This window comes from Nonomuraea mangrovi (assembly GCF_042681425.1).
Lineage (GTDB): Bacteria > Actinomycetota > Actinomycetes > Streptosporangiales > Streptosporangiaceae > Nonomuraea > Nonomuraea mangrovi.
Map to the genome: position 1 here is coordinate 104446 of NZ_JBHUFV010000054.1, position 24954 is coordinate 129399.

Genomic DNA, 24954 nt, shown 5'->3' on the forward strand with positions numbered 1-24954 from the left:
TGGACGTGGGTATGCCCCAGATCCTGCTGAAATGATGTTCTGGAGTCACTAGGCGCGCGACGCAGCTTCCGGCCGCCCTATTGTGCGGCGGCACAACCGCTCAGCCGCAGCGCGAGCACGCCCGTGTACAGGGCCGCCACGTCTTCGGGACGCTCCAGCGACCTGCCGGTGAGCTGCTCGACCCTGTCCAGCCTGTTGCGCACGGTGTTGCGGTGGCAGTACAGGCGCCTGGCGAGGTCGGCGGTGGACTCGCCGGTCTCCAGCCACGTCTCGAGCGCCTCCAGCAGCCGGGTGGTGTCACGCCTGCCGAGCAGCGGCCCCAGGACGGTGCCGGCCAGCCGTTCGGCCAGGTCAGGGCTGGCGGCAAGGAGCGCGCCGACGGGCCGTGCGTCCACGGTCGCCACGCCCGCGACGCCCTCGGGCAGGCTGGCCCGCGCCAGCATGGCCAGCCGCAGCGCCGCCGCCGTCTCGGTCAGCCGCTCGTACGGCGGGCTGACCCCCACCCTGCCCTTCAGCCCCTCGAACGAGCGCGCCGACAGCACGCCCACCTGGTCGTCGGTGCGCAGCCGCCACGCGCTCCCCCTCGGCATCGTGGTGCCCAGGTCGGCCACCACGCACAGGTAGGGGCCCCTGGCCGGCAGGCCGAGCGCCTGCGCGCTGCCGTCGAGCGCCGTCCAGTCGTTCACCCTTCCCTCGATGAGCACGTCGAGCAGGACGAGCCGCTGCCTCTCGTCGTGCCTGGTCAGCTCGACCATGGTCTCTCTGTAGCTCTCGGTCACGGCCACCGAGTAGGCGTCGACGAGCGTCCAGATCGTGGTCATCGAGGTGGCCAGCGTGTCCACCGGGTAGCCGGGGTCGGCCGTGGCCCGCTCGACCAGGCTCTCCCAGAGCACCCTGAACCCGATCCTGTAGGCGTGCAGCAGCGCGCCGAGCGGGAAGCCCTGCGCCGCGCGCAGCCGGGCGGTCTCCCTCGACGCCTCCGTGCACGGCGGGCGCTGCTCGATCAGGTCCGTGAGCTGCGCCAGGATGTTGCGCCTGTTGTGCTCCTTGACCTCGGCCAGCCGTTCGGGCGCGAGGGCGGCGTAGGTCTCGTCCTCGGCCACGATGGCGGCGAAGACCCTGTCGGTCAGTCCAGGCACGTCCCGCAACAGCTCGGTGGCGAGCCGTGCCATCAACGGGTACGCCATGGCGGGGAGCTACTGTGCGGGGGCACAGGGCGCCGCGTCGGCGGGGAAGCCGCCGAACCCCTCGTGGAGCACCCGCCAGGTGCCGTCGCGTGGAAAGCCGTCCTCCTTCACCATCATCGCCACGGCGGCGAGCAGGCCGCCGTTGGCGGGCAGGTAGACGCTCAGCCCTCCGGGGAACTGCGGCACGTGCCCGCCGGCCGGCGTGTGGTTCTTGTAGGTGTCCATGAGCAGGGCGTCGACCGCCGCCGCGGGCCGTCCGAGCTTGGCGGCGCACATGGCGAGCACCGGGTAGTCCCAGCCCCAGGTGCTGGAGAAGTCCCAGCGCGCGAGCACGTCGTCGTAGGTCGCGGCCATCGTCTCCCGATCGATCAGCGGGGTCCACGGGACGAAGCCGAGCGCCATCAGCATCGAGGGATGGTCGTCGGTGACCGTGTACGGCTCGACGGCCACCGCCGCGTAGACCCCGTCGCGCACCGTCGGCCTGGCCAGGTCGTTGATGACGGCGTCCCACTCGGGGCTTCTGTCCATGCCGAGCCGCTCCCTCCAGCGCTGCGCGACGCCCAGCGCCCAGTGCCAGTAGGCCAGCTCGAACGTCGGGTCGGCGGTGCGGGCCCTGCCCGGGTAGTAGGTCTCCTGCGCGGGCACGACCGGAGGGCCCAGATGGTAGGCACCGCCGTCCTCCTCGGCGAAGTCGGCCATGAAAGCGGCGGTCTCGAAGACGATCTCCTTGTACCGCTCGAGCACGCCGGGGTCGTCGCCGTTCAGCCTGAGCAGCTCGGCGTAGTAGATGGGGTGCGGCTGCTGCCAGATGATGAACGCGCCGATGTCGCTCGGCGACTCGCGGCCGTCCGGACCGACCTGCTTGGGCCATCTGGCTCCCGCGTAACCCTGCCGCCGCGCGGTCCCACGGGCCGCGCCCAGGATCTCCCCGTACCAGCCGAGGCTCCTTTCGAGCAGGTCGGGCCTGCCCCACACGGCGAAGTGCGCGGCGTGCCACCAGTGCATCTCCAGGTGGAACTTGCCGCCCCACGAGTTGTGGACCAGTCCCGACTCCTGCGGCGGCATCACTCCCGCGCAGTGGACGGCGGTGAGGTACCTCGACAGGATGATCCTGCGCTCCAGCTCGTGCGCGCGTGGGTCGGCGCTGCCCTCGAAGGTGACGGCGGCGCCGCGGGACCAGAAGTCGCGCCAGTGCGCGGCGGCCGACTCCCGGACCTCCTCGAAGGCGGGCGGACGGCCGGCGCGCGTGGTGCCGAAGGCGACCGTGGCGGTGAGCGCGGGGCCCTGGGCGCCGATCACGAGCTCGGGCCCGACCTCGCCGTCCGTCGCCACCCGCACGACGTAGCGGGCGTCGCCGACCGTCCGCTCGGCCGACGCCCGGCCGTACACGGTCTTCTCGACCAGCCGCTCGCCCTTCACCAGCGGGTCGCCCTGCTCGGGGAAGGACACCCTGAGCCGTAGCCCCCCGTCACGCAGCAGCGGCGACTCCACCCTGGTGGCCACCACGTCACGGCCGGGGTGGACGACCGTCCACACCTCGACAGGGCTGCCGAAGACCTCGAAGCGGGCGTGCACGCACCCCGTCCACAGGTCGAGCTCGACCCGCGTGGCCTCCAGATCCTCGAGCCCCACTCGCCTGCCGGCGAAGTCGAGGCCCAGCCTGCCGAGGTCGAGCCTGCGCGGGTTGGCGTACAGCCAGGCCGCCGCCTCCGGCCGCGGCCCGAGGCCATCGGGGTAGCGCACCTCGCCGCGCCTGGTCCGGTAGCCGGTGGAAGCCTCCTCCAGCGTGTACGGCCCGCCGGGCTCCGTGGAGTACCAGCCCCAGGTGGACCGGGTGCCCAGCGGAACGGGGAAGTCGTCCAGATCGAACTCCCGCACCGGCAGCCGCCTGACCCCCTGCTCGTCGGTCACCATGGCCGGCCTCGGCAGCAGCTCGTGCTCGCGGGGAAAGGTCTGCAACCCCGTGACGTCCACGTTGAAGGCGAAGTCGCCGTTGCCCACGCTGAGCGTGGACGAGGGGTGCCACGCGGTCACGACGACGTTGTGTCCGCGCACCAGGCGTTCACGGTCGATCATCGCGCACCCTCGCCGCCAGCTCGTCGAGGCCGTCGGGGTCGATCTTCGAGCCGGGGAACCTGGCCAGCCGGCTCAGCGGGATCGAGCCGATCGTCTTGACGTAGTCGTCGGTGAGGAAGCGCGAGGGCTCCCGCATCCAGCCCAGCAGCGCCGTACGGCCGGCCGCGTCGGCGAACCAGTCGCCGAGGGGCGAGTCGGGCGTGAGCACCGGGCGCCTGCCCGCCACGTCCAGCGTGACCTCGGCCGACAGCCGCAGGTCCCTGGAGGAGGCGCCCACGTGGACGCGCGCCGTGCCCGGCTCGGCCACCCACCGGCCCCCGACGACGTCGAAGAAGGAGAAGTCACGGTACGTCAGGGTGAAGCGGACCTCTGCGCTCTCCCCCGGCTCAAGGGCGACCTTCGTGAACCCGCGCAGCTCGCGCACCGGTCGCCGCACCGTCGCGCTCGGCGCCGACACGTACAGCTGCGCCACCTCGCGCCCATGCCTGCCGCCCGTGTTGGTGACGAGCGCCGCGACCTCGACCTCGATCTCCTCGTCGGTTCCCCGCACCGAGACCGCGAGATCGGAGTAGGCGAAGCTCGTGTAGGACAGGCCGTGGCCGAACGGGTAGCTGACCTCGCCGTTGACGGCGTCGTGGTAGCGGTAGCCGACGAAGACGCCTTCGCCGTACCTCACCTCGTCTGGGTCGCCGGGGAAGTTCAGATAGCTGGGAGTGTCCTCCAGGCGCAGCGGGATCGTCTCGGCGAGCCGTCCCGACGGGTTGACGACGCCGAACAGGATGTCGGCGACGGCGCCGCCGCCCGCCTGGCCGAGCAGCCAGCCCTCCAGGATCGCGGCCACGTTCGCGTCCCACTCCGACACCGCCACCACGCCGCCGTTGGACAGCACGACGACCGTCCTGGTGGCCGTAGCGGTCACCGCGTCGAGCACCGCGCGCTGGCCCGCGGGCAGGTCGAGGTGGGTGCGGTCGTAGCCTTCCGACTCCTCGCCCTCGGGCAGGCCGAGGAAGACCACGGTGACGTCGGCCGCCTCCGCCACAGCACGCGCCTCGTCCAGGAGCGCCTGGTCGGGTTCGCCCCCGTCGAGGCGGTAGCCGGGGGCGAAGGGGAGGTCGGTCCGGGCGAGGGCGCGCAGCTCGGTCAGCGCGTCGTCGAGCCTGGTGGGGATGATCTGCGAGCTGCCCGCGCCCTGGTAGCGGGGGGTGCGGGCGAGCTCGCCGACGACCGCCACGGAGGCGGAGGGGGTGAGCGGCAGCACGCCGTCGTTCTTCAGCAGGACCGCGCACTGTCCCGCGACCTCGCGCGCCAGCCGGTGATGCTCCTCCGCGCCTTCGACGGCGATCGCGACGCCGCCTCCCGCCTGCGCGTCAGCGTAGGCCTTCGTGAAGGCCGGCGTGCCCGCGTGCGGGAACCGGGAGGCGCCCGCGGGTGCCGGCCGTACCGCGTCGGGCTGGGCTTCGCGTGCCCGCTCGACGAGGGCGATCACCCGCCGGGCCGCGAGGTCCAGCAGTTCGGGATCGAGCCGCCCGTCCCGCACCGCCTCGACGAGCTGCGCGTCGGTGATGCCTCCCGAGGTGGGCATCTCGAGGTCGAGCCCCGCCCGCACCCCCGCGACCCGGTCGTCGACCGCGCCCCAGTCGGACATGACCAGGCCGTCGAACCCCCACTCCTCGCGCAGGACCTCGGTGAGCAGCCAGTGGTTCTGGGAGGCGTACTCGCCGTTGACCTTGTTGTAGGCGCACATCACGGTCCACGGCCTGGCGTGCCTCACCACATGCTCGAATCCGGCGAGGTAGATCTCGCGCAGTGTGCGCTCGTCCACCTCGGCGCTGACCCGCAGCCTGTTGGTCTCCTGGTTGTTGGCGGCGAAGTGCTTCAGCGCCGCGCCGACGCCCCGCGACTGCAGGCCGTCGACGAGCGCTGCCCCGAGCACGCCGCTGACCAGCGGGTCCTCCGACAGGTACTCGAAGTTGCGGCCGCACAGCGGGGAGCGCTTGATGTTGATGCCGGGGCCGAGCAGTACCTGCACGCCCAGCGAGCGGGCCTCGGTCCCGAGGGCGGCGCCCACCCCGCGCAGCAAATCGGCGTCCCATGAGGAGCCGAGGGCGACGGCGGGCGGCATGCACGTGGCGGGGATGCTCTGGCCGATGCCGAGATGGTCTCCGCCGACGATCTGGCGGCGCACCCCGTGGGGGCCGTCGCTCAGCGTGATCGAGGGGAGGCCGACGCGGTCGACGGTCTTGGTGGTCCAGAGGGAGGCGCCGGAGGTCAGCGACGCCTTTTCGGCGATGGTCAGGTCGTTCACGGCGCGATCGTGTCCAGGTAGGCGTCGAGAGAGGCGAGCAGGTCGAAGTCGGGTTCGAGCAGCCACTGGGTCTGCAGCCCGTCGAGTACGGCGATGAGCACGGGCCCCGTGGCCCTGGCGTCGACCTCGCCTCTGCTCTTGGCCTGGGCGAGCTTGGCGGAGAACAGCTCACGGCTGGTGCGGTAGCGCTGCTTGAAGAAGTCGTGGGCGGGGTGCTCGGGGTCGCCGGCCTCGGCGGAGAGGGTCACGAACAGCCGCATGACGCCCGCCGTCTCCATGTTGCGGATCATCAGCTCGCGGGTCGCCTCGCGGAAGCTGCCCATCTCCTCCCATCTCGCCTCGAACCAGGGAATGTCGATGTCGTCGCGCTGCTGCAGTACGGCGGCCAGGAGGTCCTCCTTGGAGGGGAAGTAGTGCAGGACACCCGCGAGCGTCAGCCCCACCTGGGCGGCCACGTCGCGCAGGGAGGCCCCTCTGTAGCCCTTGCGGCTGAACAGCTCGCGGGCTGAGGCGAGGATCTGCTCCCTGCGGGCGACGCCCGCGGTGGAGGGCTTTCGTGCGGCCATGAAATCCAGGCTAACAAAACCACCTATCAGTTGGTAGGTTTTTGTTATGGCACTCGATCCACTGCTCGCCCCCCTGCTCGAGATGTACGCCTCGCTGCCCGCGCCCGACCGCGAGATCGCCGTCGCCGAGCGGCGGCGCGCCCAGCGCGAGAGGTCCGCCGAGGAACGCCCCTACACCCGCTACGTCGAACCCGCGCCCGCCGTGGCGGAGGTCCGCGACGTGACCATCCCGCCGGACGGCATCGGCGCTCGGATCTACCGCCCGGCGCGGGACAGCACCGGCACGCTGGTCTTCTACCACGGCGGCGGCTGGTGGTCGGGGCACCCCGACGACACCGACACGCGCTGCAGGACCATCGCCGCGGGCACCGGCGTCACCGTGGTCAGCGTCGACTATCGGCTGGCGCCCGAGCACCGCTTCCCCGCCCATGTCGACGACTGCTACCGCGCCCTGGAGTGGGCGGCAGCGCAGGGCTTCGGCCCCGGCTGGCTGGGTGTCGCGGGCGAGAGCGCGGGCGGCAACCTCGCCGCCGCCGTCGCCCTGCTGGCGCGAGAGCGCGGTGGCCCCGCACTGGACCTGCAGATCATGGAGATCCCCGCGCTCGACCTCACGCTGTCCTCCCCTTCGATCGGCACGTACGCCGAGGGATACGTGCTGACCAGTAAGGAGATCCGCTGGTGCGTCGAGAACTATCTCGGCGACCACGACCCCACCGACCCGCTCGTCTCCCCGCTGCACGCCGGCGACCTCACAGGGCTGCCGCCCGCGGTCATCCTGACGGCCGAGTGCGACCCGCTGGCCGACGACGGCGGCCGCTACGCCGAACGGCTCCGGTCCTTCGGCGTGTCCGTGACGTACAGGGAGTTCGAGGGGCAGGTGCACGGCTCGCACGGGCTCACCGCGCTCCTGCCCATCGCCCGCGAGTGGCGGGAGACGCTGCTCGACTCCGTCAGGGCGAGTCTGAAGGCCTGAGCACGCCGCCGCCCGGCGAGTCGAAGACCATCACCGGGCGGCCCTCGTCCCAGGCGGGCCAGCCTGGCTCGCCTTCCCTGACGAAGCGCACCCACGCCCCGTGCATCAGATCGGCGAGCTCCTGCGGGCGGTCAGCCCCGCAGATCGCCTCCGCCTCCGGGGTGCCGAGCGTGTCGAAGACGTAGTTGAGCTCCACCGCGTGCGCCGCGCCGAGGTCGTGGACAGGCGAGCGCCACGCGAACTCGTACATCCAGGTCCGGGCGCCGCGGGCGTCGGCCAGGGCGCGCATCGGCCTGCGCAGGAGCAGGTCCGTGGTCAGCTCGCCGAGGAGCTCCCCGCTTCCCGCCCCCGGACGGGCGCGGCGGAGAGCCGCCACCTCCTTGCGCGGCACCTTGAACCTCAGCCGGGCGGCCAGCAGGTGCAGCCAGGTGATCTTTTCGAGCTTCCCCGTGGGCGCGAGCCACAGCCGGTACTCCTCGGACGTGTGGCCCATCATGACCGGGATGTCCGCCCCTGCACCCGTGAGCAGCGCGGCTCCCGGATCGGACGGCACCGGCTCGTCACCCGGCACGACGCCGAACCCCTGGCTCCTGCCGACCATCCGCGTCTGGCAGGCCAGCAGGTCCTCGGGCGACACCCGCGCGAACGCCTCGCGCGTCGCGGGTATGCCGAGGTCCCTTGCCATCAGGTCGGTGATCCGCCTCGCCCGCCCCGCGGGACCGGGGCCGACCGGGCCGCTCTGGATGACCGCCTGAGAGAACAGCTCCTTCGCCGACGGATGGGCGAGCAGCGAGGCGACCGCCCCTCCGCCCGCCGACTGGCCCGCGACCGTCACCCGGTCAGGGGCGCCGCCGAAGGCGGCGATGTTGTCACGCACCCAGCGCAGCGCCGCCACCTGATCGGCCACGCCCAGGTTGGCCGGCGCGTCGTCGAGGACCGAGAAGCCCTCGGCGCCCAGCCGGTAGTTCACCGACACCAGCACCACACCGTCGCGGGCGAAGGCATGGCCGTCGTAGGTGGCCAGCGCGTTGCTTCCTCTGGTGAGCGCGCCGCCGGGCAGCCAGACCATGACCGGGTGACCCGTGCCCTCCGCGGGTGCCCAGATGTTGAGGTTGAGGATCTCCTCACCGTCGATGATCACGCTGGGCAGGATGTTCTCCAGCCCTCCCGCGTACGGCACCTGCGGCGGCGTCGGGCCCATCCGGGTCGCCTCACGCACGCCGTACCAGGGATCGTGCGGGCGGGGCGGCGCGAACCTGTCGTCGCCGTACGGCGCGGCGGCATAGGGCACCCCCAGGAACCTGGCGATCCCGCCCGCCACGCTCCCCCGCACCTCACCTTGGGCCGTCTTGACGATCATGCCGGCTCCACCACGGCCGTGCGCCGTTCCGCCAGACGTTCGGCCGCCTCCCTCGCGACCTCCCTGCTGATCGGGTAGGCCGCGAAGGCCAGCGCGCCCACCAGCCCGATGCCCGCGGGCACGAGGCTCTGGGCCATGAGGATGCCGGTCAACGTCTCCTCGCTCTGCGCCACGCCCCCGCTGCGGTACCCGGTCAGCGCGAGCGTGTACGCCAGCAGCCCTCCGCCGATCCCGCCGCCCGCCTTGGACGCGAACGAGGTCATCGCCGCCAGCGACGCCTCGGTCCTGAAGCCGTGCCGCCACTCGGTGTAGTCGGTCAGCTCAGCCAGGAGCACCAGGCTGAGCGCCACCGCCCCGCCGAACCCGACCCCCGTGAGCGCGAAGCAGGCCAGCACAGGAACCGGATCGGACGGCACCACCATCAGCAGCGCCAGCCCGGTGACCGACACGCCCAGGCTCGCCAGGTAGAGCGGCTTCGCCCCCACCCGCCTGCCCAGCACGGGCACCACGATCGCGCCTCCCACCATCGGGATCGCCATGACGAACGCCGCGGCCGAAAGATACCGCTGGTCGCCGATGTAGTAGAGGAAGAAGAACGGCATCGCCGCCGTGAGAGCCCCGCTGGCCGCCTGCACCGACACCTTCGACAGCAGCAGGATCGGCACCGCCCTGCCGGAGAAGAACACCCGCCGCACGTCCGCGAGCCGGTATCGCTCCGGCGAGAGCGGCACCACCCGCTCACGCACCTTCAGCACCATGACGGCCACGAGGCAGAGCCCCGCGACAGCGGAGCCGATCACGTACGTCAGCCATCCGCGCGTCCCCCCGCCCAGCGCGCCCACCACCGGCAACGTCAGACCCGTGGCCATGGCGGCCGCGAACAACCCCGTGACGCCGACGATCGCGGCCAGCTGCCCGCGCGTTCCGGGGTCCCCGCTCATCGCGGGCACCAGCGAGGTCATCGGGATCTGGAAGAGGTCGAGCAGCAGGCCCCACAGCAGGTAAGTGATCCATACGGCGACGACCGCGTTCGGCAGCAGGGCGGGCACGACGAACAGCGCGACGACGCAGAACACGCATAACAACGCGCCGACGAGCACGTAGGGGCGGAACCTGCCCCAGCGGGTCGGCGGGAGATGGTCGACGAGGTAGCCCATGACAGGGTCGCTGGCGCCGTCCGCGACCCTGGCGACCAGCATCAGCGTGCCGACGGCCGCCGCGCCCATGCCCACGACGTCGGTGAGGTACAGCAGCAGGAAGCCGGAGCCCGCGCTCATGAGCACGCCACCGAACACTCCCGAGAAGAAGGCGAGCTTCTCCCCCAGGCCGGGCTTGTCGTCCATCTCACTCCTCGGCGATGCCAAAACCTACCAACTGATAGGTAGATCCTCTAGGCTAGGGTCGCCCAGCGCGTACCGTCAATGCACCCCATGGAGTCGAAGGTGAGCACCATCGGGACATGGACGGTCAGCCTCATCCCCGAGACCACCCTGGACGTCCGGGGGATCCGGCGCGCCGCGGTCATCACCGGCATCAAGCAGTGGATGAACGACTTCGGCGACAGCCCGGACTTCGACGCGGGCGAGCTGCTCGACGCGCCCCTGACCATCCTCCGCCGCGCCCACGCCGAAGGGGCCGGGGCGGCGGGCCTGGTCGCCTGGTACTGACCCCCTCACCTGCGCGATGTTAAGAATGCTTGACGTCATGTACGGGTTGTTTTACATTCCCCATGTCAGGTTTCTTTGACATCGGGAGCACGCGTGTCAACCGAAGAGAAACGTGTATGGATCTACGCCGTGATCGCCGTCGGCGTGCCCGTCGTCTACTTCGCCACCATCCTCAGACAGGTCGCGTCGACGGACGTCGCACACATCGCCTACGTGTGGCCCCTCCTCACGGCCATCGGCGTCGCGGTGGCGGTGAACGTCGTCGCGAGCATCGTGACCGCGATCGCCGCGCCCAGGGAGGCGAACCTCAAGGACGAGCGGGACACCGACATCCACCGGTACGGCCAGCGCGCCGAGTACTACGTCCTCGCCGTCGGCTCCGTGGCGGTACTGGGGCTGACCCTGGCGAAGTTCGAGCACTTCTGGATCGCCAACGCGCTCTACCTGGCCTTCGTCCTGTCGGCACTCGCCTCGGCGATCGTGAAGATCGTCGCGTACCGCAGGGGCTTCTGACGATGGTCAAGCCCACCAAGGTCACGAACGTGATCCGGGCCCTCCGCTTCGCGCACGGCGAGATGACACAGGCGGACCTGGCGGAACGCATCGGCGTGACCCGCCAGACCGTCATCGCCATCGAGCAGGGCCGCTACTCGCCTTCGCTGGAGATGGCCTTCCGGATCGCCCGGGTGTTCGACGCCCCCCTCGACGAGGTCTTCCAGTACCCCGACACCGAGCCGTAGCCCTGCACCGAGAGGAACGTGATCGCATGAAAGCGATGGTCCGAGAGACCTACTGCTCACCCGACCTGCTGCGGCTCGCCGACATCGACCGGCCGGTGGCCGGGGACGACGACGTGCTCGTACGCGTGGTCGCGGCCGGCGTCGACCAGGGCGTCTGGCACCTCGTCACCGGCCTGCCGTACCTCAGCCGCCTCGCCTCAGGGCCGTTCAGACCGAGACACCGCGTCCCCGGCCTGGACGTCGCCGGCCGCGTCGAGGCCGTCGGCGCGAACGTGACCCGCTTCCGGCCCGGCGACGAGGTGTACGGCACCTGCGACGGCTCCTTCGCCGAGTACGCGCGCACCAGCGAGGACCGGCTCGACCACAAACCGGCCAACCTCACCTTCGAACAGGCGGCGGCGGTCCCCACCTCCGCCTTCCCCGCCCTCCAGGGTGTTCGCCCGGTCCAGGCAGGGCAGAGGGTCCTGGTCATCGGCGCGGGCGGCGGCGTCGGGACGTTCGCCGTCCAACTGGCCACAGCGTTCGGCGCGGACGTGACGGGTGTGTGCAGCACCGCCAAAGTGGACCTGGTCCGCTCGCTCGGCGCCGACGTCGTCGACTACACCCGCGAGGACTTCGCCGACGGCGCCCACCACTACGACCTCATCGTCGACACCGCGGGCCACCGTACGCTGTCCCACCTCCGGCGCGCGCTCACCCCCACAGGAACGCTCGTCGTCATCGGCAGCGAGGTGAAAGGACGCTGGCTGCAGGGCACGGACCGCCAGCTCCGCATGTTCCTGCTCTCGCCCTTCGTCCGCCAGAAGCTGCGTCCCCTGTTCTCGACAGCGCGCCAGGAGGACCTTCGCCTCCTGACGAAGCTTCTGGCGTCCGGCCAGGTCACCCCCATCATCGCCAGGACGTATCCGCTGGACGAGGTCGCCGAAGCCATCCGGTACCTGAGAAGCGGACAGGCGGCCGGCAAGATCGTCATCACCGTGTGAGTTCGTGGCGTTCGGCGCGGCGCCATGATCCCACCGCTTCACCGAGCGTTGCGAACGGTCACCCACTCCGCCGCCACCACCCGGTATCCGAACTCCGAGAAGAGGCAGCCCGCCACGGCCATCATGTGGGCCGCACCCCAGGGCACCCCCACCGTGATCGGCTCCTCGCCGCGCTCCTCGTGGATCCGTGTGAGGAGGTCCAGAAGGCGCTTGTCCCGCTCGTGGAGCATGAGCTTGCGCCACACCTGCTTGGCCCGGCCGCCCGCCCACCCGTCGTGTCCGGTGAGGTCCGTGACGTCGATGCCGCCGGACGGGAACCTGATCGTCGTCAGCCAGTCCGGCACCGCGGTGAGCGCGTCCATGACGAGGCTGAACCACCTCCCACGATCGTCGTCCCTGTCGGGCCAGAGCAGCGGAACGCCCAACGACTCGGCGTCGAGACCGACCAGCTGATGCACGAGCCCATCGACCCGGATCCTGGAGATCCTGCGGTGCAGGAGGAGATCGGCATACGGCTCCCCCTCGGCGACGATGAGGTCGCAGCCGCGCAGCCGCTCCGCCACCTGGTCGTAGAAGGCCTGCTCGGCGACGTGCACCATCGGGATGAGAAGGAACCTCATCGGCGAGCCGGGCCGCCGGAAGGTGAGAACGGCGGAGCGGACACCGATGATGCTGGTCTCGATGAACTGCATGGACACCCCCGCAGCCAAGGCCGTCACGCCGGATCAACGATCGCCACACGAGGGAGTTCCTGAGATGCTTCCCCGTGAGACAGATCGCCACCCGAAATGTCCCCGGCCATTCGCCGGCGAGCGCGCCGCCACCGCCAGGGCCGCAGGGAACGGGTCCCGGATCGAAGGATCGCCGCGACGACGGCGGGCTGGTCAGAGGACCGGCAGGTCGAGCTCGCGTAGGCGTTCGGGATCGGCGAGCACGTCGATGGCGACGACCTTCCCGCCCGCGACGGTGAAGGCCATGACGGACAACGGCCGTCCATCGGCGGCGACGACGACTCCGGCGGCACCGTTGACGAGCGCCGGCCGTGCGAACGGCGAGAGCCGTCCGAAGCCGACGGCCTGCTCGGCCACGGTCCGCGCCCCGTTGAGCACGACCGTCTGACGGGCACGCACGACGCCGCCGTCGGACCGCAGCACGACGTCCGGGTCGAGCACGGCGACGAGCGCGTCGAAGTCGCCGTCGCGGGCGGCGGCGAAGAACGCGTTGACGACATCGCGCTGGCGGGCGAGATCGGGGTCGGGAGCCGGGGCCTGCCCCTGCACCCGGCGGCGGGCGCGGCTCGCGAGCTGCCGCGCCGCGGCCGGAGACCGCTCGGTCATCGAGGCGATCTCCTCGAACGGCACGGCGAACATGTCGTGCAGCACGAACGCCAGCCGCTCGGCCGGTGACAGCGTCTCGAGCACCACCAGCAGTGCCAGCCCGACCGAGTCGGCCAGCAACGCTTCATGCTCGGGGTCGATCCCGGACTCGGGGCTGATGATCGGGTCGGGCATGCGCACCTCGAACGACTCCTCGCGCCGATGCTCGCGCGAGCGCAGCACGTTCAGGCACACGCGTGCCACCACGGTGGTCAGCCACGCGCCGAGGTTCTCCACGCCGCTGGTGTCGGCGCGATCGAGTCGCAGCCAGGCTTCCTGCACGGCGTCGTCGGCCTCGCTCACCGAGCCGAGCATCCGGTAGGCCACCGCTTGCAGATGAGCCCGATGCTCCTCGAAACGCTCGGTCAGCCATACCTTTTCGTCCACCGTGTCACAGTCCTTCCGCGCGGCGTGTCGTAACAGTAGACCCGCGAAAACCGGCCGATGTGACCGGGGAGACCGACCCCGAACCGAACACGACCTCACCGATCTTGGCCGCGGCGGCGTCGCACCGCTCCCGCCGCACCGTCCGATCCCGCTGGAAATGTGAGAATTGCTCTTCGGGCTGAACAGGGGCACTCGTTACCATGATTTGGTGTACGGCCTCCTTCGCTCCGTGTGGAACGAGCCACGTCCCCCCGACCCGCCGCTGCGGGTGTGGCGGGACTGGGCGCTCGTGGGCGTCCTCGTGCCGATCGCGGTTCTCGAGGGAGTCCTGCGGCCGGACCTTCCGTGGCGGGCCGTCTCGGTGACGGTCACCCTCGGGCTGGTGCCCACGTTGTTGTGGCGCAGGACCAGACCGCTGCCGATGCTCGCGATCGCCTTCGGAACCACGAGCCTGGCCCCGCTGTTGACGAGCGGCGAGTCTCCGGAGACGTACACGATGGTGTACCTGCTGCTCCTCGTGTACGCGTTGTTCCGGTGGGGAGCGGGACGCGAGGCCGCGGCCGGGTTGGCGATCATGCTCGTCGCGGTCCTCCTCTCGATCGGCTTCGACCGCATCGTCCTCGCCGACGCGGTGGCGGCGTTCGCCGTCATGTCGTCGGCCATCGCCCTGGGAGTGGCGTTCCGGTACCGGGCCAGGGAGAGGATGCGCGAGCTCGACCAGGTCAAGCTGCTCGAACGCGAACAGCTGGCCCGCGACCTGCACGACACCGTCGCTCATCACGTCTCGGCGATGGCGATCCGAGCGCAGGCGGGCCTCGCGACGTCGGCGTCGCGGCCGAACGCCGCCACCGAGGCGCTCCACGTGATCGAGGCGGAGGCGGCGCGCGCCCTCGCCGAGATGCGCACCATGGTCCGCGTCCTTCGCCAGGACCAGCAGGCGGAGCTGGCGCCCGGACGGGGCGTCGCCGATCTTGAAGGGCTGGCGAGCCAGGGCCCCTCCGTCCCGGCCGTCGACGTCGAGATCTCGGGCGACCTCGACGACCTTCCCCCGCTGGTCGGGGCCGCGCTGTACCGCCTGGCCCAGGAGTCGGTCACCAACGCCAGGCGGCATGCGCGCCACGCCACCCGCATCGAGGTCCGCGTCGCCGCCGACGACACGTCGGTGCACCTGCGCGTGAGCGACGACGGCGACAGCAGCCTCCTGCGCCAGACCGGGTCGCCCGGGTACGGGCTCATCGGCATGATCGAACGCGCCGATCTGCTCGGCGGCACCTGCGTCGCCGGCCCCGACCCCGACCGGGGATGGACGGTGACCGCGGTGCTGCCTCGAACCGGATCGGCGACATGAGCATCCGGGTGATCGTCGCCGACGACCAGGAGATCGTCCGTACCGGACTCTCGATGATCCTCGACGCCCAGCCGGACATCGAGGTCATCGGCGAGGCCGCCGACGGGCGGCGAGCCGTCGAGCTCGCGCGGCGCCTGCGCCCGGACGTGTGCCTGTTCGACATCCGCATGCCCGGCCTCGACGGCATCGAGGCGACCCGTTCCCTCGCCGGGCCGTCCGTCGAGGACCCCCTCGCCGTCGTCGTCATCACCACGTTCGATCTCGACGAGTACGTCTACGCCGCCCTGAGGGCCGGCGCCCGGGGGTTCCTGCTCAAGAACGCCGGCGCCCACCTGCTCTCGCAGGCCGTCCACGCCGCCGCCAACGGCGACGCGCTCATCGCCCCGAGCATCACCGCCCGGCTGCTCGGCGCCTTCGCCCGCACCGGGCCCGCCTCACCCCCGACGCACCCCATCGAGGTGCTCACGGACCGTGAAGAACAGATCCTGGCCACCGTGGCACGCGGGCGAACCAACAACGAGATCGCCGACGAGCTGCGCATCTCTCTCAGCACCGTCAAGTCCCACATCGCCAGCCTCATGGCCAAGCTCGGCGCTCGCAACCGCGTCGAGATCGCCATGTGGGCCTACGAGACCAACCGCGTCTAGAGCGATCCTGAGAAAGGCGTCAGAAGGATGGCCGGGCGCCCCGCCTCTGAATGATCCACTCGGCCACAGCGAGATTGATCACCCATCCGCCGCCCAGGAGCAGCGCCCTGGCGATCTCGCCGGGCGTGCCGATGGCCAGGAACCAGAGCGCCAGCACCACCGCCTGCGTGCCCGCGCCCAGGCCGATCGCGTAACCGCGGACCATCCAGGCGCGGTGCCCTGCGACGTCCCGCCGCCGGATCGCGGCGAAGCCCAGGGCAAGGGACAGGACCATGGCCGCGCCGAACACGAGCCGGAACCCCGCGAGGAGTTCGCCGTCGCCCGCGGGGCGCGGATAGAACAGGGACATCCACAGCCCCGCCAGCGCCGCGAGGAGTCCACACGGAACCAGCAGCCGCCCCGCGACACGGTGCCAGCGCGGCCTCCGGCGGCGGAACCCCGCCGCGAACTGGAAGGCGCCCAGCACGCTGTACACACAGGCGCCGATGATGTGCAGCACCACGGGCAGGGGCGCCGCGAAGAACCGTCCGTTCTCCGGCGTGATCGCCGCACCGCCGGCCAGTTCCGTCAGGCGTACGGCACCGGCGACCACGGGAACGGCGCCGAGCACGATCAGCGCGGCCGGCACGAGCCACCCAGCCCTCGAGGAAGGGGCTGTGGCCCCGCTCCGGCCGTCCTTCAACCGGCCGGCTCGCGGCGGCTGCGGGAACGGCAGGCGTCCCGCCGGGCTCTCGTCGGTCATGCCCTCGATCGTGACGGCTGAGGCGACGGCGGGTCATCGACAGAACGGCCCTGCCTGACCTGGCCGATCGTCCGCCAAACGGGCGTACTTTCGGCTGATGAGCCCCCTGATCACGCCTTCTACGCTGATTTTCACGACACGCCGTCGATGCGGGAGCGTGACGGCCCCCGATGGATGTCCGCACTCGCCGTGGATGAGGAGAATGTGATGAAGGCGTTCGTCCTGCGCTCGTACGGCTCACCCGACGTCCTGGATCTCACCGAGATCGAGACGCCCGTGCCGGGCGACGACGAGGTGCTGGTCCGGGTACGCGCCACCTCCGTCCAGCCGTACGACTGGCACTTCATGAGAGGCGAGCCGTACATCGCGCGCCTGATGGGCGGCGGCCCCGGGCTGCGCAAGCCGAAAATCAACGTCCTGGGCGCCGACGTGGCGGGGCAGGTCGAGGCGGTCGGCAAGGACGTGACAGAGTTCCGCCCCGGCGACGAGGTGTTCGCGATGCCCAAGCAGGGCGGCTTCGCCGAGTACGTTTGCGTCCGGGAAGACGAGCTGGCACCGCGACCGGCGAACCTGTCGTTCGAGCAGGCGGCCGCGGTACCGATGGCCGCCGGCACCGCCCTGCTCGGCCTGCGCGACCAGGGACGCGTACAGCCGGGGCAGCGTGTGCTCGTCAACGGAGCCTCAGGAGGCGTGGGCACGTTCGCCGTGCAGATCGCCAAGGCGTTCGGCGCGAAGGTCACCGGCGTCTGCAGCACGCGGAACGTGGACCTGGTCCGGTCGATCGGCGCGGACGAGGTCATCGACTACACGCGAGAGGACTTCACCCGGAACGGGCAGCGCTACGACCTGCTGCTGGACGTCGCGGGCGGCTACCCGGGAGCGGCATGCCGCCGGGCGTTGACCCCCAAGGGCACCTACGTCGTCGTCGGCGGGCCCGCCGGCCGATGGGTGCGACCCGCCGGCCGCATGTTCTCGACGTTCGCGGTGTCGCCGTTCGTGTCCCAGACCATGGCCCTGGCGGACGTGGTCCGATGCACGGAGAACAAGCGGAACCTGCTGACGCTGACCGAGCTCATCGAAGACGGCAAGGTCACCCCGGTCATCGACCGGGTCTACCCGTTCGATGAGATCCCGGCGGCCATCCGGTATCAGGAAGAGGGGCACGCTCCGGGCAAGGTCGTCATCGCGTCCTGAGACCACGCTCAGCGGGGCCGATCCGACATCAGCCGTCTAAGCATCGCCAACTTATCGAGAAGATCCCGCATCTCAACCATTGTGATCAAGCAAGCGATGGCAGTGACACTGGTGATCGGATCGGTGTCGGCCGGAACCGGCGTGGCCTACGCGGACAGCGTCGAGATCCCCAAGGGATTCCTGGTGACCGAGCCCGCGGCGATCGCCGGGCCGGTCATGGAGGACGAGAAGTGGTGGGAGATCAGCGACAGCCTGACCCGGCAGCTCGAGCTCAATCCCTGCCGCGCCAAGGCGAAGCCCCGCGACAACCGGCTCGCGATACGCACCATCACCTACTCGACCAGCGCCCCCTCCGGCAGCAGCGAACAGCTCGTGCTGTACGGGAGCGTGAGCCCGGCGAACGGGCGATCGTCGCCCGCCGCGGCACCGCTCTGTTCCTCTACACGGACATCGGCAAACGGCCCGGAGGCCGGCAGGAAGATCGCCGCCCAGGCGAAGAAGATGGCGAAGAAGGTGTGCGCCCTGCCTGGGGTGTGCGGCTGAACCGCCGTTCCGGCCATCGGCCATCACCTCGACTCCCGCGTCGAACACACGGGCTCCGACCCCTGCAATGTCGTCAGGCCAGAGGCGCACGACTGTCCGGCCCGTGTCAGCGCGATGAGGGCGACGCTGCACCCGCCCGCTCGCCTGGGTGGACGGGCGGCGGGCGGGTGCAGCGTTCTTCTACGCGATGGGGCCGGTCCAGAAGTTGCCGGCGGCGGAGTAGACCGCAGCCACCTCGCCGTCGAAGTACGGGGAGACGCCGGTGTCGTAGCGGCCGTCGCCGTCAGTGTCGGAGACGCTGATCGTGATGCCGTTGAGGTAGCCGGTGCCGCTGTCCTTGCTGTAGTGGTACAGCCAGGAGGAGCCGAGGGAGCCTTCACCGGGGAACGGGGAGTCGACGCCGATGGCCTGGTCGGCGGCGAGGTCGGAGAGCCTCACGGGAAATGTCGATCCGGTGGACTGTTCGAGGGTCTGGCCTGTGTAGGGCCGCCCGGTTCCGTCAGGGTTGGGGCCGGCCGGGTAGCCGAAGACGTCGACCGAGGAACTCGGCGGCTGGTTGTAGCGAAAGCCCAGCCCGCCGACGCTGTCGACCAGCCTGCCGGTATCGGTCAGCACGCCGGAGGAGGACGAGACGACGCCGTTGTACACGTTCACGAAGGCGAAGTCGCGGTCGTAGTCCGCGTACACGCCGAAGTCGTAGTGGGCGACGGCCTGCTTTCCGACGTACAGGCCCGACGGGGTCGTGCCTTCGGAGTAGCCGGGAACGAAGACCCATTTGTCGAGCGCGGCGCCCGCGCGCTGGGTGTCGTACACGCAGTGACCGGCGGTGGCGACCAGGTTGCGGTAGTTCGACTGCACGGCGGTGCCCGTACACCAGTGCGGCTGACCGTCGGCGCCGACGAAGAACACCTTGCCCGAGGTCGTGGGCAGCTTTCCCTCCGGCGAGGCCACTCCCTGCACCGGCGCGACCACGCCAGGCTTGCCGTCCGGGACGACGGCGGTGGACGTCCGTTCCCCATGGACCACGGTCTGCACGGCGTAGGGTGTGGCGCTCTTCAGGTTGGCGGCCCCGTCGGCGAGCCAGAACGTCGCGGCCTGCTGAGCAGCCGACACGCTGGTGGCCAGAGGGACCGTCACCGGGCTCGCGGCCAGAGCCGGTGCGGAGACGACGGTGGAGCCCACCAGGCCCAAGCCGATACCTAATGTGATCAGTGCACGCCTCATAACGGATCTCCAGTCCCATTCATGGGGGCGTTCGTGACGGCCCCGTCAGCATGGACCCCGGCCGGGCTGTTCGGCCTGACCGAGGAAAAGGAAGATCATAACGCCAGCGGGATGTCCCGCAAGGGAAATAACTGGTCCCTTATGTCCGATATAGGATAATTTGACCGATCTGGCAGCGCATCCACGAACAAGCGGGACAGACACGCACGAAGAAATCGGCGCAGCAGCGAATTCATCGGCGCGGGCTTTCGGGGTAGCGCCCTCATTTCGATGGCGACCGATCGAGTCCCCGCCCGCGCCAATATGGCCGTTTAGCGAACTGTTCAGCCCATCGCATAGTGACCTTTCAGTGAACAGAAGCTGAATTGTTAACACGTTATTCGTGAGCCACTCCCAGCCACCCCGATATCTCACATAATCCGATAGAGAGCGCCGGTATGCGGCGATACGGGGTGAGTTATTGGGGAACCAAATGAAGCGATGGATCGGCGTCGGGCTGGCGCTGCTCCTCGGTGCCGCCGTGGTGGTGGCGATCGTGGTGGGCGACCGCAGCGGAGGCGGCGCCGAGAAGAAAGACCTCATCCTTGTCCGCGGGGTGATCGGGTCGGAGAAGAAGCCCTTCTTCGACGACCGGCGAGTACAGGCCGTCTTCGCCGGGCACGGCCTGCGGGTCGAGGTCGACACCGCCGGATCGCGCCAGATCGCGGCCTCGGTGGACCCGAAGAAGTACGGCTTCGCGTTCCCGTCGAGCGTGCCGGCCGCCGAGAAGATCAAACGCGACCACGGCGCCGCCCGCACGTTCGCGCCGTTCTCCTCCCCGATGGCGGTCGCCACCTTCAAGCCGATCGTGGACGTCCTCGCCAGGGCGGGAGTCGTCCGGGATTCCGGTCAGGGATACCAGATCCTCGATATCAAGAAATATCTGGACCTGGTGGCAAAGGGGACCCGGTGGGACAGGCTCCCGGGCAACACCGCCTACCCCGCGCGCAAGCGGGTGCTGCTCACCACCACCGACATCCGCACGTCGAACTCCGCGGCGATGTATCTGTCCATAGCCGGCTACGTGGCCAACGGCGACGACGTGGTGAACTCCAACGCGCAGGTCTCCAAGGTGGCCGAGGAAGTCGCGCCGCTCTTCCTCGACCAGGGCTACTCCGAGACCTCCAGCGAGGCGCCGTTCGAGGACTACCTGTCCCAGGGCATCGGCAAGACGCCCATGGTCATGATCTACGAAGCGCAGTACGCCTCCCGTCTCTTCGCCGGTGACGGCTCGATCCGCCCTGACATGCGACTGCTGTACCCATCGCCGACGGTCCTGAGCAAGCACACTCTCGTACCGCTCAGCGCCCAGGGCACCGAGGTGGGCCGCCTGCTGCAGGAGGACCAGGAACTCGGGCGCCTCGCCGCGGCCTACGGCTTCCGCACCGCCGCCCCCAAGGCGTTCGGCGACATGGTGGCGAAGACCGGGGCCCCGCTGCCGCCCGGCCTGATCGACGTGGTCGAGCCTCCCGCCTACGAGCGGCTGGAGAGCATGATCGCCGAGGTCGAGGAGCTGTACCGGTCCGGCGCGGCTCCGTCCCCCACCCCGTGACCCCGCCTTCACTACTGCCCGCAGGAGACACCACGTGAGCGATCTCGTCCTCAGCCCGCCCGAACCCGTGGCCAAGGTGCCCGTGGAGAAGGCGGCCACCATGCTGCCCATACCTGAGGGGCGCAGCGACGAGCTGGCCGAGAAGGCCAACGGCTTCGCCGAGGAGCTCAGCGGGCTGGACCCCCGCTCCCCTGAGTTCACCCGCAAGGTGCACGACATCACCTCGATGGGCGACTCGGAGATCCGGGCGTCGTCCCAGGTCGCCAACCGCATGCTGCGGCGTCCCGTGGCAGCGCTCGCGTCGGCCAAGGGCGAGGGCAAGGACGCGCAGGTGGCGGTGGCGGGCCAGCTGGTCGCGCTGCGCCGCACGATCGTCGACCTCGACCCCAAGCAGGCGTCGAGCCCCGGCAAGAAGCTGCTGGGCATGATCCCGTTCGGCGACAAGCTGCGCGACTATTTCGCGAAATATCAGTCGGCTCAGCAGCACATCGACGACATCATCCGTGCCCTGAAGTCCGGGCAGGACGAGCTTCTGAAGGACAACGCGGCCATCGAGGGCGAGAAGGCCAACCTCTGGGAGTCGATGACCAAGCTCCAGGAGTACGCCCTGCTCGCCGCCGCGCTCGACTCCGCGGTCGAAGCGCGGATCACGCGGGTGGAGCCGACCGACCCGGAGAAGGCGACCGCGCTGCGCTCGGACGCGCTCTTCGGCATCCGGCAGAAGCACCAGGACCTGCTGACCCAGCTCGCGGTCTCCGCTCAGGGCTACCTCGCCCTCGACCTGATCCGCAAGAACAACCACGAGCTGATCAAGGGTGTGGACCGCGCGACCACGACGACGATCGCCGCGCTGCGCACCGCGGTGACCGTCGCGCAGGCGCTGGCCAACCAGAAGCTGGTGCTCGACCAGATCGCCGCCCTCAACACGACCACGTCGGATCTGATCGTGGCGACCAGCGAAATGCTGCGCACCCAGGCCGCGGACATCCAGACGCAGGCGGCCTCCACCACGGTCGGCATGGACGCGCTGCGCAAGGCGTTCGACAACATCTACGCCACCATGGACACGATCGACACGTTCAAGGCCCAGGCCGTGGAGAACATGGCGATCACGGTCGACAACCTGACCGTCGAGCTCGACCACGCCCGTACATACCTGGAGCGCTCCCAGCGCGGCGACGAACAGGCCCTCCCCCGATGAGGAAGCAAGGGGCTCCCGGGATGAGAAGGCCGGCCGACGCCGCCACGCGTACCACCGCCTCCCCGGTGACGGGGCGAGTGCTCACCATGCGACCGGCCGGGCGGGCGCTTGCCGTGATCGCCCTGCTCGTCGCGTCGGCGGCCTGCGGCGGCTCCGGCTCCGCCTCGGAGCCCGTGAACGGCCCCGACGTGCTCCGCGTGCTCGCAGGCAGCGAGATCAAGGACCTCGAGCCGCTGCTCGAACGTGCGCAGGAGGCCGTCGGCGTGCGGGTCGCGCTGTCGTACTCCGGGACGCTCGACGGAGCGGAGCAGGTGGGGAACGGCGGAGCGGACGGCACGTACGACGCGACCTGGTTCTCCTCCAACCGCTACCTCTCGCTCATCGAAGGGGCGACCGCGCGGCTGTCGACCCAGACCAAGGTCATGGCCTCGCCGGTACTGCTCGGCCTGAAGCGGTCGAAGGCCCGCGAGCTCGGCTGGGACAGCAAACCCGTGACCTGGAACGACATCGCCGCCGCCGCTCGCGCCCACAAGTTCACCTTCGGCATGACCAGCCCGGCCGCCTCCAACTCCGGATTCTCCGCGCTGGTCGGCGTGACCGCCGCACTCTCGGATGCCGGGGAGGCCCTGGACCAGGCCCAGATCGACGCGGCGACGCCGAAGCTGACGGAGTTCTTCTCGGCGCAGACGCTCACCGCGGGCTCCTCCGGCTGGCTCGCCGACGCGTACATCAAACAGGGCACGGTGGACGGGCTGGTGAACTACGAGTCCGTGCTTCTCGGTCTCAACGCCTCGGGCAAGCTCAGGGAGCCGCTCACGCTGATCTATCCGACCGACGGCGTCGTGACGGCCGACTACCCGCTCACGCTGCTGAACTCGGCCGGAGCGGAGAAGCAGGCGCTGTACGGGAAGCTCGCCGCCTGGCTGCGCAAGCCCGAGATCCAGCGCGAGATCATGGCGACGACCTACCGGCGGCCGATCGTGCCGGAGGTGCGGCCCGACCAGCGCTTCGGGTCGGCGTCCCTGGTGGAGCTGCCGTTCCCCAACCGGCGCAGCGCCGCCGACGAGCTCATCGGCGTCTATCTCAACCAGGTGCGCAAGCCCTCAAGGACCCTCTTCGTGCTGGACACCTCCGGATCGATGGCGGGTGATCGCCTCGACGCGCTGAAGCGGGCACTGACCGCGCTGGCCGGAGCCGACACCTCCGTGAGCGGGACGTTCTCACGTTTCCGCAACCGCGAGACGGTCACGATGATCCCGTTCAACTCGACGCCCGAGGAGCCGCGCACGTTCACGCTGCCCGAGCGGGACGCCGATCCCGTGCTCCGGCAGATCCGCTCGTACGGCGAGGCGCTGCGGACCAGGGGCGGTACGGCGATCTTCGACAGCCTGCGTGCCGCCTACGAGCAGGCGAGGTCCTCGCCGTCCGCGGACTTCACCTCGATCGTGCTGATGACGGACGGCGAGAACACGGACGGCAGCTCCTACGACGACTTCGCCTCGTACTACCGCTCTCTGCAGGTGAGGTTCCCGGCTTTCGTGGTGCTCTTCGGCGACAGCGACGTGGCGGAAATGAATCAGGTCGCGCAGCTCACGGGTGGTGCGACGTTCGACGCCCGCTCGGGATCGCTGACGGCGGCCTTCAAGGAGATCCGTGGCTACCAGTAGCCCGGCCGCCCGGGTCCTCGCCTATGCCGGATCCACGAAGAACATCGCCGGATGCGCTCTGGCGCTGATCGGCGTGGTGCTGGTGTTCTTCGGGGTCGCCGGGGCGTACTGGCCCGTGGTGGTGGCCGGGCTGTACGGCGTCGGGGCGTTGCTCGCCCCGGCGGACCGGGTGAAGCTGACGATCTCGCACGCGGAGGTGGAGAGCCGGCAACTGTTCGGCGACCTGGACACGCTGCTGGCCAGGGTCGGCCGGAACCGTTTCCCCGACGACGTGGCAACCAAGGTCGGCGAGCTGGCCGAGGTGCTGCGCGACATCCTGCGCCGCGCGGACGCGCTCACCTCCTCCCCCGACCACCTGCACATCGTGTCGCAGACGATCAGGGACTACCTTCCGTCAAGCCTGGAGGCCTACGCCAACCTGCCCCGCTCGTACGCGCTCACGCGGCGCGGCGAGCGGCAGCGCAGCGCCCACGAGGAGGTGCTCGCCCAACTCGACCTGCTGGGCGCCCAGCTCCGCAAGGTCGCCGAGTCGGTGTACCTGGGTGACGAGCAGGCTCTGCGCGACCAGGGCAGGTTCCTCGAAGACCGCTTCGGCGGCTCCGACCTGGATCTCTGACCGCCCCGGCTTCGTCGCTCGACGGGACGGGAGGACGAGCGGCGAGCGTGGTCGCGGTCGGCCGCCTTCGGCTCGGGCTTCAGGGAAGGCGGCGCCGGCCGGGAAAGCCGAGCTCGCTGCGGTGGTACCAGCCGAGCTCGGCCTCACCCTCGATCCAGCACAGCCGCACGGACACCCCATCGAGAACCGCCGGAAAGTCGACGAGCACCGGCGCGATGCCCTTGATCTCGATCTGCCGCTCGTCGAACCAGCCGAGGATCTCGCCGATGCGCGCTTCCATGGCCTTGGCCTCGGGCAGACCGCCGAGCGGGGATCGCACGCCTTCTCTGAGATCGTGGCCGAGCTCGGCGAGGTCGGCGCGTATGGCGACGAGCTCGGCCACGAGCCCGCACACCTGCGGCATGAGACTCCGCGCCTCCTCGACCGTGAAGATTCTGTCCACAGGAGAACGCTATCGGCGGCATTCACTCCGGGGTACCGCCGCGTAGGCCCGATCAGCGTAGGGGGCCGGGCATGCCGGTGGCCGAGCCCGAAGCGGGTCGGGACGCGGAACCGGGACCG

At 70.3% G+C, this 24954-nt stretch carries 24 protein-coding genes; 13 read left to right on the forward strand and 11 right to left on the reverse strand.

Translation table 11 applies throughout. The annotated features are described in order from the left end of the window. Positions 1–77: 77 nt before the first annotated feature. The 4 genes from ACFSKW_RS36605 to ACFSKW_RS36620 are packed head-to-tail and all read right to left on the reverse strand — an operon-like array spanning position 78 to position 6134. On the reverse strand, positions 78–1187 hold the full coding sequence (locus tag ACFSKW_RS36605) for a PucR family transcriptional regulator (RefSeq protein WP_379577797.1): 1110 nt from the start codon (positions 1185–1187) through the stop codon (positions 78–80). A gap of 9 nt (positions 1188–1196) precedes the next feature. Continuing rightward, entirely contained in the window at positions 1197–3263 is a 2067-nt protein-coding gene (locus ACFSKW_RS36610; RefSeq protein ID WP_379577799.1) for a hypothetical protein, read from the reverse strand. After that, complete coding sequence (locus ACFSKW_RS36615) at positions 3250–5568, reverse strand: glycoside hydrolase family 3 C-terminal domain-containing protein (protein ID WP_379577801.1); 2319 nt, start codon at positions 5566–5568, stop codon at positions 3250–3252. The genes ACFSKW_RS36610 and ACFSKW_RS36615 overlap by 14 nt, the downstream gene beginning before the upstream one ends. Continuing rightward, complete coding sequence (locus ACFSKW_RS36620; RefSeq protein ID WP_379577803.1) at positions 5565–6134, reverse strand: TetR/AcrR family transcriptional regulator; 570 nt, start codon at positions 6132–6134, stop codon at positions 5565–5567. Before ACFSKW_RS36620 ends, ACFSKW_RS36615 begins: the two co-directional genes overlap by 4 nt. A 46-nt stretch (positions 6135–6180) precedes the next feature. Between ACFSKW_RS36620 and ACFSKW_RS36625 the strand changes: the two genes are divergently transcribed. Further along, the gene (locus ACFSKW_RS36625) at positions 6181–7107 is read left to right on the forward strand and encodes an alpha/beta hydrolase (protein ID WP_379577805.1); all 927 of its coding nucleotides are present in this window, start codon (positions 6181–6183) and stop codon (positions 7105–7107) included. On the opposite strand, the gene ACFSKW_RS36630 is transcribed toward ACFSKW_RS36625, so the two are convergent. Both ACFSKW_RS36630 and ACFSKW_RS36635 read right to left on the reverse strand, forming a co-directional pair. Next, entirely contained in the window at positions 7085–8467 is a 1383-nt protein-coding gene (locus ACFSKW_RS36630) for a carboxylesterase/lipase family protein (protein WP_379577807.1), read from the reverse strand. The two genes, ACFSKW_RS36625 and ACFSKW_RS36630, sit on opposite strands and share 23 nt — an antisense overlap. Further along, positions 8464–9810: an MFS transporter gene (locus ACFSKW_RS36635; protein ID WP_379577809.1), complete on the reverse strand. Its 1347-nt coding sequence runs from the start codon at positions 9808–9810 to the stop codon at positions 8464–8466. Before ACFSKW_RS36635 ends, ACFSKW_RS36630 begins: the two co-directional genes overlap by 4 nt. A 99-nt stretch (positions 9811–9909) precedes the next feature. Between ACFSKW_RS36635 and ACFSKW_RS36640 the strand changes: the two genes are divergently transcribed. The 4 genes from ACFSKW_RS36640 to ACFSKW_RS36655 all read left to right on the forward strand — a co-directional run bounded on the left by ACFSKW_RS36640 (position 9910) and on the right by ACFSKW_RS36655 (position 11857). Then, the gene (locus ACFSKW_RS36640) at positions 9910–10134 is read left to right on the forward strand and encodes a hypothetical protein (RefSeq protein ID WP_379577811.1); all 225 of its coding nucleotides are present in this window, start codon (positions 9910–9912) and stop codon (positions 10132–10134) included. A gap of 93 nt (positions 10135–10227) precedes the next feature. Next, positions 10228–10647 carry a hypothetical protein gene (locus ACFSKW_RS36645; protein WP_379577813.1) on the forward strand — a complete coding sequence of 140 codons (420 nt, stop codon included), beginning with the start codon at positions 10228–10230 and terminating at the stop codon, positions 10645–10647. 2 nt (positions 10648–10649) lie between these two features. Further along, positions 10650–10874 carry a helix-turn-helix transcriptional regulator gene (locus ACFSKW_RS36650; RefSeq protein ID WP_379577815.1) on the forward strand — a complete coding sequence of 75 codons (225 nt, stop codon included), beginning with the start codon at positions 10650–10652 and terminating at the stop codon, positions 10872–10874. Positions 10875–10900: 26 nt separating this feature from the next. Continuing rightward, complete coding sequence (locus ACFSKW_RS36655) at positions 10901–11857, forward strand: NAD(P)-dependent alcohol dehydrogenase (protein WP_379577817.1); 957 nt, start codon at positions 10901–10903, stop codon at positions 11855–11857. Between the two features lie 38 nt (positions 11858–11895). Here the strand turns inward: ACFSKW_RS36655 and ACFSKW_RS36660 are convergent, their stop codons facing one another. Both ACFSKW_RS36660 and sigJ read right to left on the reverse strand, forming a co-directional pair. Further along, positions 11896–12576, reverse strand: a complete 681-nt coding sequence (locus ACFSKW_RS36660; protein ID WP_379577819.1) for a hypothetical protein — start codon at positions 12574–12576, stop codon at positions 11896–11898. Between the two features lie 165 nt (positions 12577–12741). Then, a complete protein-coding gene (gene sigJ / locus ACFSKW_RS36665) occupies positions 12742–13620 on the reverse strand; it encodes an RNA polymerase sigma factor SigJ (RefSeq protein ID WP_379577821.1) in 879 nt (292 codons plus the stop codon). A 208-nt stretch (positions 13621–13828) separates the two neighbouring features. On the opposite strand from sigJ, the gene ACFSKW_RS36670 reads away from it, so the two are divergent. Next, positions 13829–14968, forward strand: a complete 1140-nt coding sequence (locus tag ACFSKW_RS36670) for a sensor histidine kinase (RefSeq protein ID WP_379577823.1) — start codon at positions 13829–13831, stop codon at positions 14966–14968. Next, positions 14965–15615, forward strand: a complete 651-nt coding sequence (locus ACFSKW_RS36675) for a response regulator (RefSeq protein WP_379577825.1) — start codon at positions 14965–14967, stop codon at positions 15613–15615. Before ACFSKW_RS36670 ends, ACFSKW_RS36675 begins: the two co-directional genes overlap by 4 nt. A 19-nt stretch (positions 15616–15634) precedes the next feature. On the opposite strand, the gene ACFSKW_RS36680 is transcribed toward ACFSKW_RS36675, so the two are convergent. After that, complete coding sequence (locus tag ACFSKW_RS36680) at positions 15635–16357, reverse strand: DUF2306 domain-containing protein (RefSeq protein ID WP_379577827.1); 723 nt, start codon at positions 16355–16357, stop codon at positions 15635–15637. A gap of 207 nt (positions 16358–16564) precedes the next feature. On the opposite strand from ACFSKW_RS36680, the gene ACFSKW_RS36685 reads away from it, so the two are divergent. Continuing rightward, positions 16565–17551 carry an NAD(P)-dependent alcohol dehydrogenase gene (locus ACFSKW_RS36685; protein WP_379577829.1) on the forward strand — a complete coding sequence of 329 codons (987 nt, stop codon included), beginning with the start codon at positions 16565–16567 and terminating at the stop codon, positions 17549–17551. An 81-nt stretch (positions 17552–17632) separates the two neighbouring features. After that, on the forward strand, positions 17633–18094 hold the full coding sequence (locus tag ACFSKW_RS36690; protein ID WP_379577831.1) for a hypothetical protein: 462 nt from the start codon (positions 17633–17635) through the stop codon (positions 18092–18094). A gap of 180 nt (positions 18095–18274) precedes the next feature. On the opposite strand, the gene ACFSKW_RS36695 is transcribed toward ACFSKW_RS36690, so the two are convergent. Further along, complete coding sequence (locus ACFSKW_RS36695; RefSeq protein WP_379577833.1) at positions 18275–19318, reverse strand: trypsin-like serine peptidase; 1044 nt, start codon at positions 19316–19318, stop codon at positions 18275–18277. 472 nt (positions 19319–19790) lie between these two features. Between ACFSKW_RS36695 and ACFSKW_RS36700 the strand changes: the two genes are divergently transcribed. From ACFSKW_RS36700 to ACFSKW_RS36715, 4 genes are read left to right on the forward strand one after another with little or no spacing between them, the layout of a single operon-like run. Further along, positions 19791–20909: a hypothetical protein gene (locus ACFSKW_RS36700; RefSeq protein ID WP_379577835.1), complete on the forward strand. Its 1119-nt coding sequence runs from the start codon at positions 19791–19793 to the stop codon at positions 20907–20909. A gap of 34 nt (positions 20910–20943) precedes the next feature. Then, on the forward strand, positions 20944–22110 hold the full coding sequence (locus ACFSKW_RS36705) for a toxic anion resistance protein (RefSeq protein ID WP_379577837.1): 1167 nt from the start codon (positions 20944–20946) through the stop codon (positions 22108–22110). A gap of 20 nt (positions 22111–22130) precedes the next feature. Further along, positions 22131–23777: a vWA domain-containing protein gene (locus ACFSKW_RS36710; protein WP_379577839.1), complete on the forward strand. Its 1647-nt coding sequence runs from the start codon at positions 22131–22133 to the stop codon at positions 23775–23777. Next, positions 23764–24393 carry a hypothetical protein gene (locus tag ACFSKW_RS36715; protein WP_379577841.1) on the forward strand — a complete coding sequence of 210 codons (630 nt, stop codon included), beginning with the start codon at positions 23764–23766 and terminating at the stop codon, positions 24391–24393. The genes ACFSKW_RS36710 and ACFSKW_RS36715 overlap by 14 nt, the downstream gene beginning before the upstream one ends. A 79-nt stretch (positions 24394–24472) precedes the next feature. Here the strand turns inward: ACFSKW_RS36715 and ACFSKW_RS36720 are convergent, their stop codons facing one another. Continuing rightward, the gene (locus ACFSKW_RS36720) at positions 24473–24835 is read right to left on the reverse strand and encodes a DUF2203 domain-containing protein (RefSeq protein ID WP_379577843.1); all 363 of its coding nucleotides are present in this window, start codon (positions 24833–24835) and stop codon (positions 24473–24475) included. Positions 24836–24954 lie beyond the last annotated feature (119 nt).

What these genes read in the sequence shown, in the direction of transcription:
- ACFSKW_RS36710 (WP_379577839.1), top strand. Translation starts at nt 22,131, where the DNA reads ATGAGAAGGCCGGCCGACGCCGCCACGCGTACCACCGCCTCCCCGGTG.
- ACFSKW_RS36630 (WP_379577807.1), bottom strand. Translation starts at nt 8,467, where the DNA reads ATGATCGTCAAGACGGCCCAAGGTGAGGTGCGGGGGAGCGTGGCGGGC.
- ACFSKW_RS36605 (WP_379577797.1), bottom strand. Translation starts at nt 1,187, where the DNA reads ATGGCGTACCCGTTGATGGCACGGCTCGCCACCGAGCTGTTGCGGGAC.
- ACFSKW_RS36655 (WP_379577817.1), top strand. Translation starts at nt 10,901, where the DNA reads ATGAAAGCGATGGTCCGAGAGACCTACTGCTCACCCGACCTGCTGCGG.
- ACFSKW_RS36700 (WP_379577835.1), top strand. Translation starts at nt 19,791, where the DNA reads ATGAAGCGATGGATCGGCGTCGGGCTGGCGCTGCTCCTCGGTGCCGCC.
- ACFSKW_RS36625 (WP_379577805.1), top strand. Translation starts at nt 6,181, where the DNA reads ATGGCACTCGATCCACTGCTCGCCCCCCTGCTCGAGATGTACGCCTCG.
- ACFSKW_RS36620 (WP_379577803.1), bottom strand. Translation starts at nt 6,134, where the DNA reads ATGGCCGCACGAAAGCCCTCCACCGCGGGCGTCGCCCGCAGGGAGCAG.
- ACFSKW_RS36680 (WP_379577827.1), bottom strand. Translation starts at nt 16,357, where the DNA reads ATGACCGACGAGAGCCCGGCGGGACGCCTGCCGTTCCCGCAGCCGCCG.
- ACFSKW_RS36675 (WP_379577825.1), top strand. Translation starts at nt 14,965, where the DNA reads ATGAGCATCCGGGTGATCGTCGCCGACGACCAGGAGATCGTCCGTACC.
- ACFSKW_RS36695 (WP_379577833.1), bottom strand. Translation starts at nt 19,318, where the DNA reads ATGAGGCGTGCACTGATCACATTAGGTATCGGCTTGGGCCTGGTGGGC.
- ACFSKW_RS36685 (WP_379577829.1), top strand. Translation starts at nt 16,565, where the DNA reads ATGAAGGCGTTCGTCCTGCGCTCGTACGGCTCACCCGACGTCCTGGAT.
- ACFSKW_RS36650 (WP_379577815.1), top strand. Translation starts at nt 10,650, where the DNA reads ATGGTCAAGCCCACCAAGGTCACGAACGTGATCCGGGCCCTCCGCTTC.
- ACFSKW_RS36610 (WP_379577799.1), bottom strand. Translation starts at nt 3,263, where the DNA reads ATGATCGACCGTGAACGCCTGGTGCGCGGACACAACGTCGTCGTGACC.
- ACFSKW_RS36635 (WP_379577809.1), bottom strand. Translation starts at nt 9,810, where the DNA reads ATGGACGACAAGCCCGGCCTGGGGGAGAAGCTCGCCTTCTTCTCGGGA.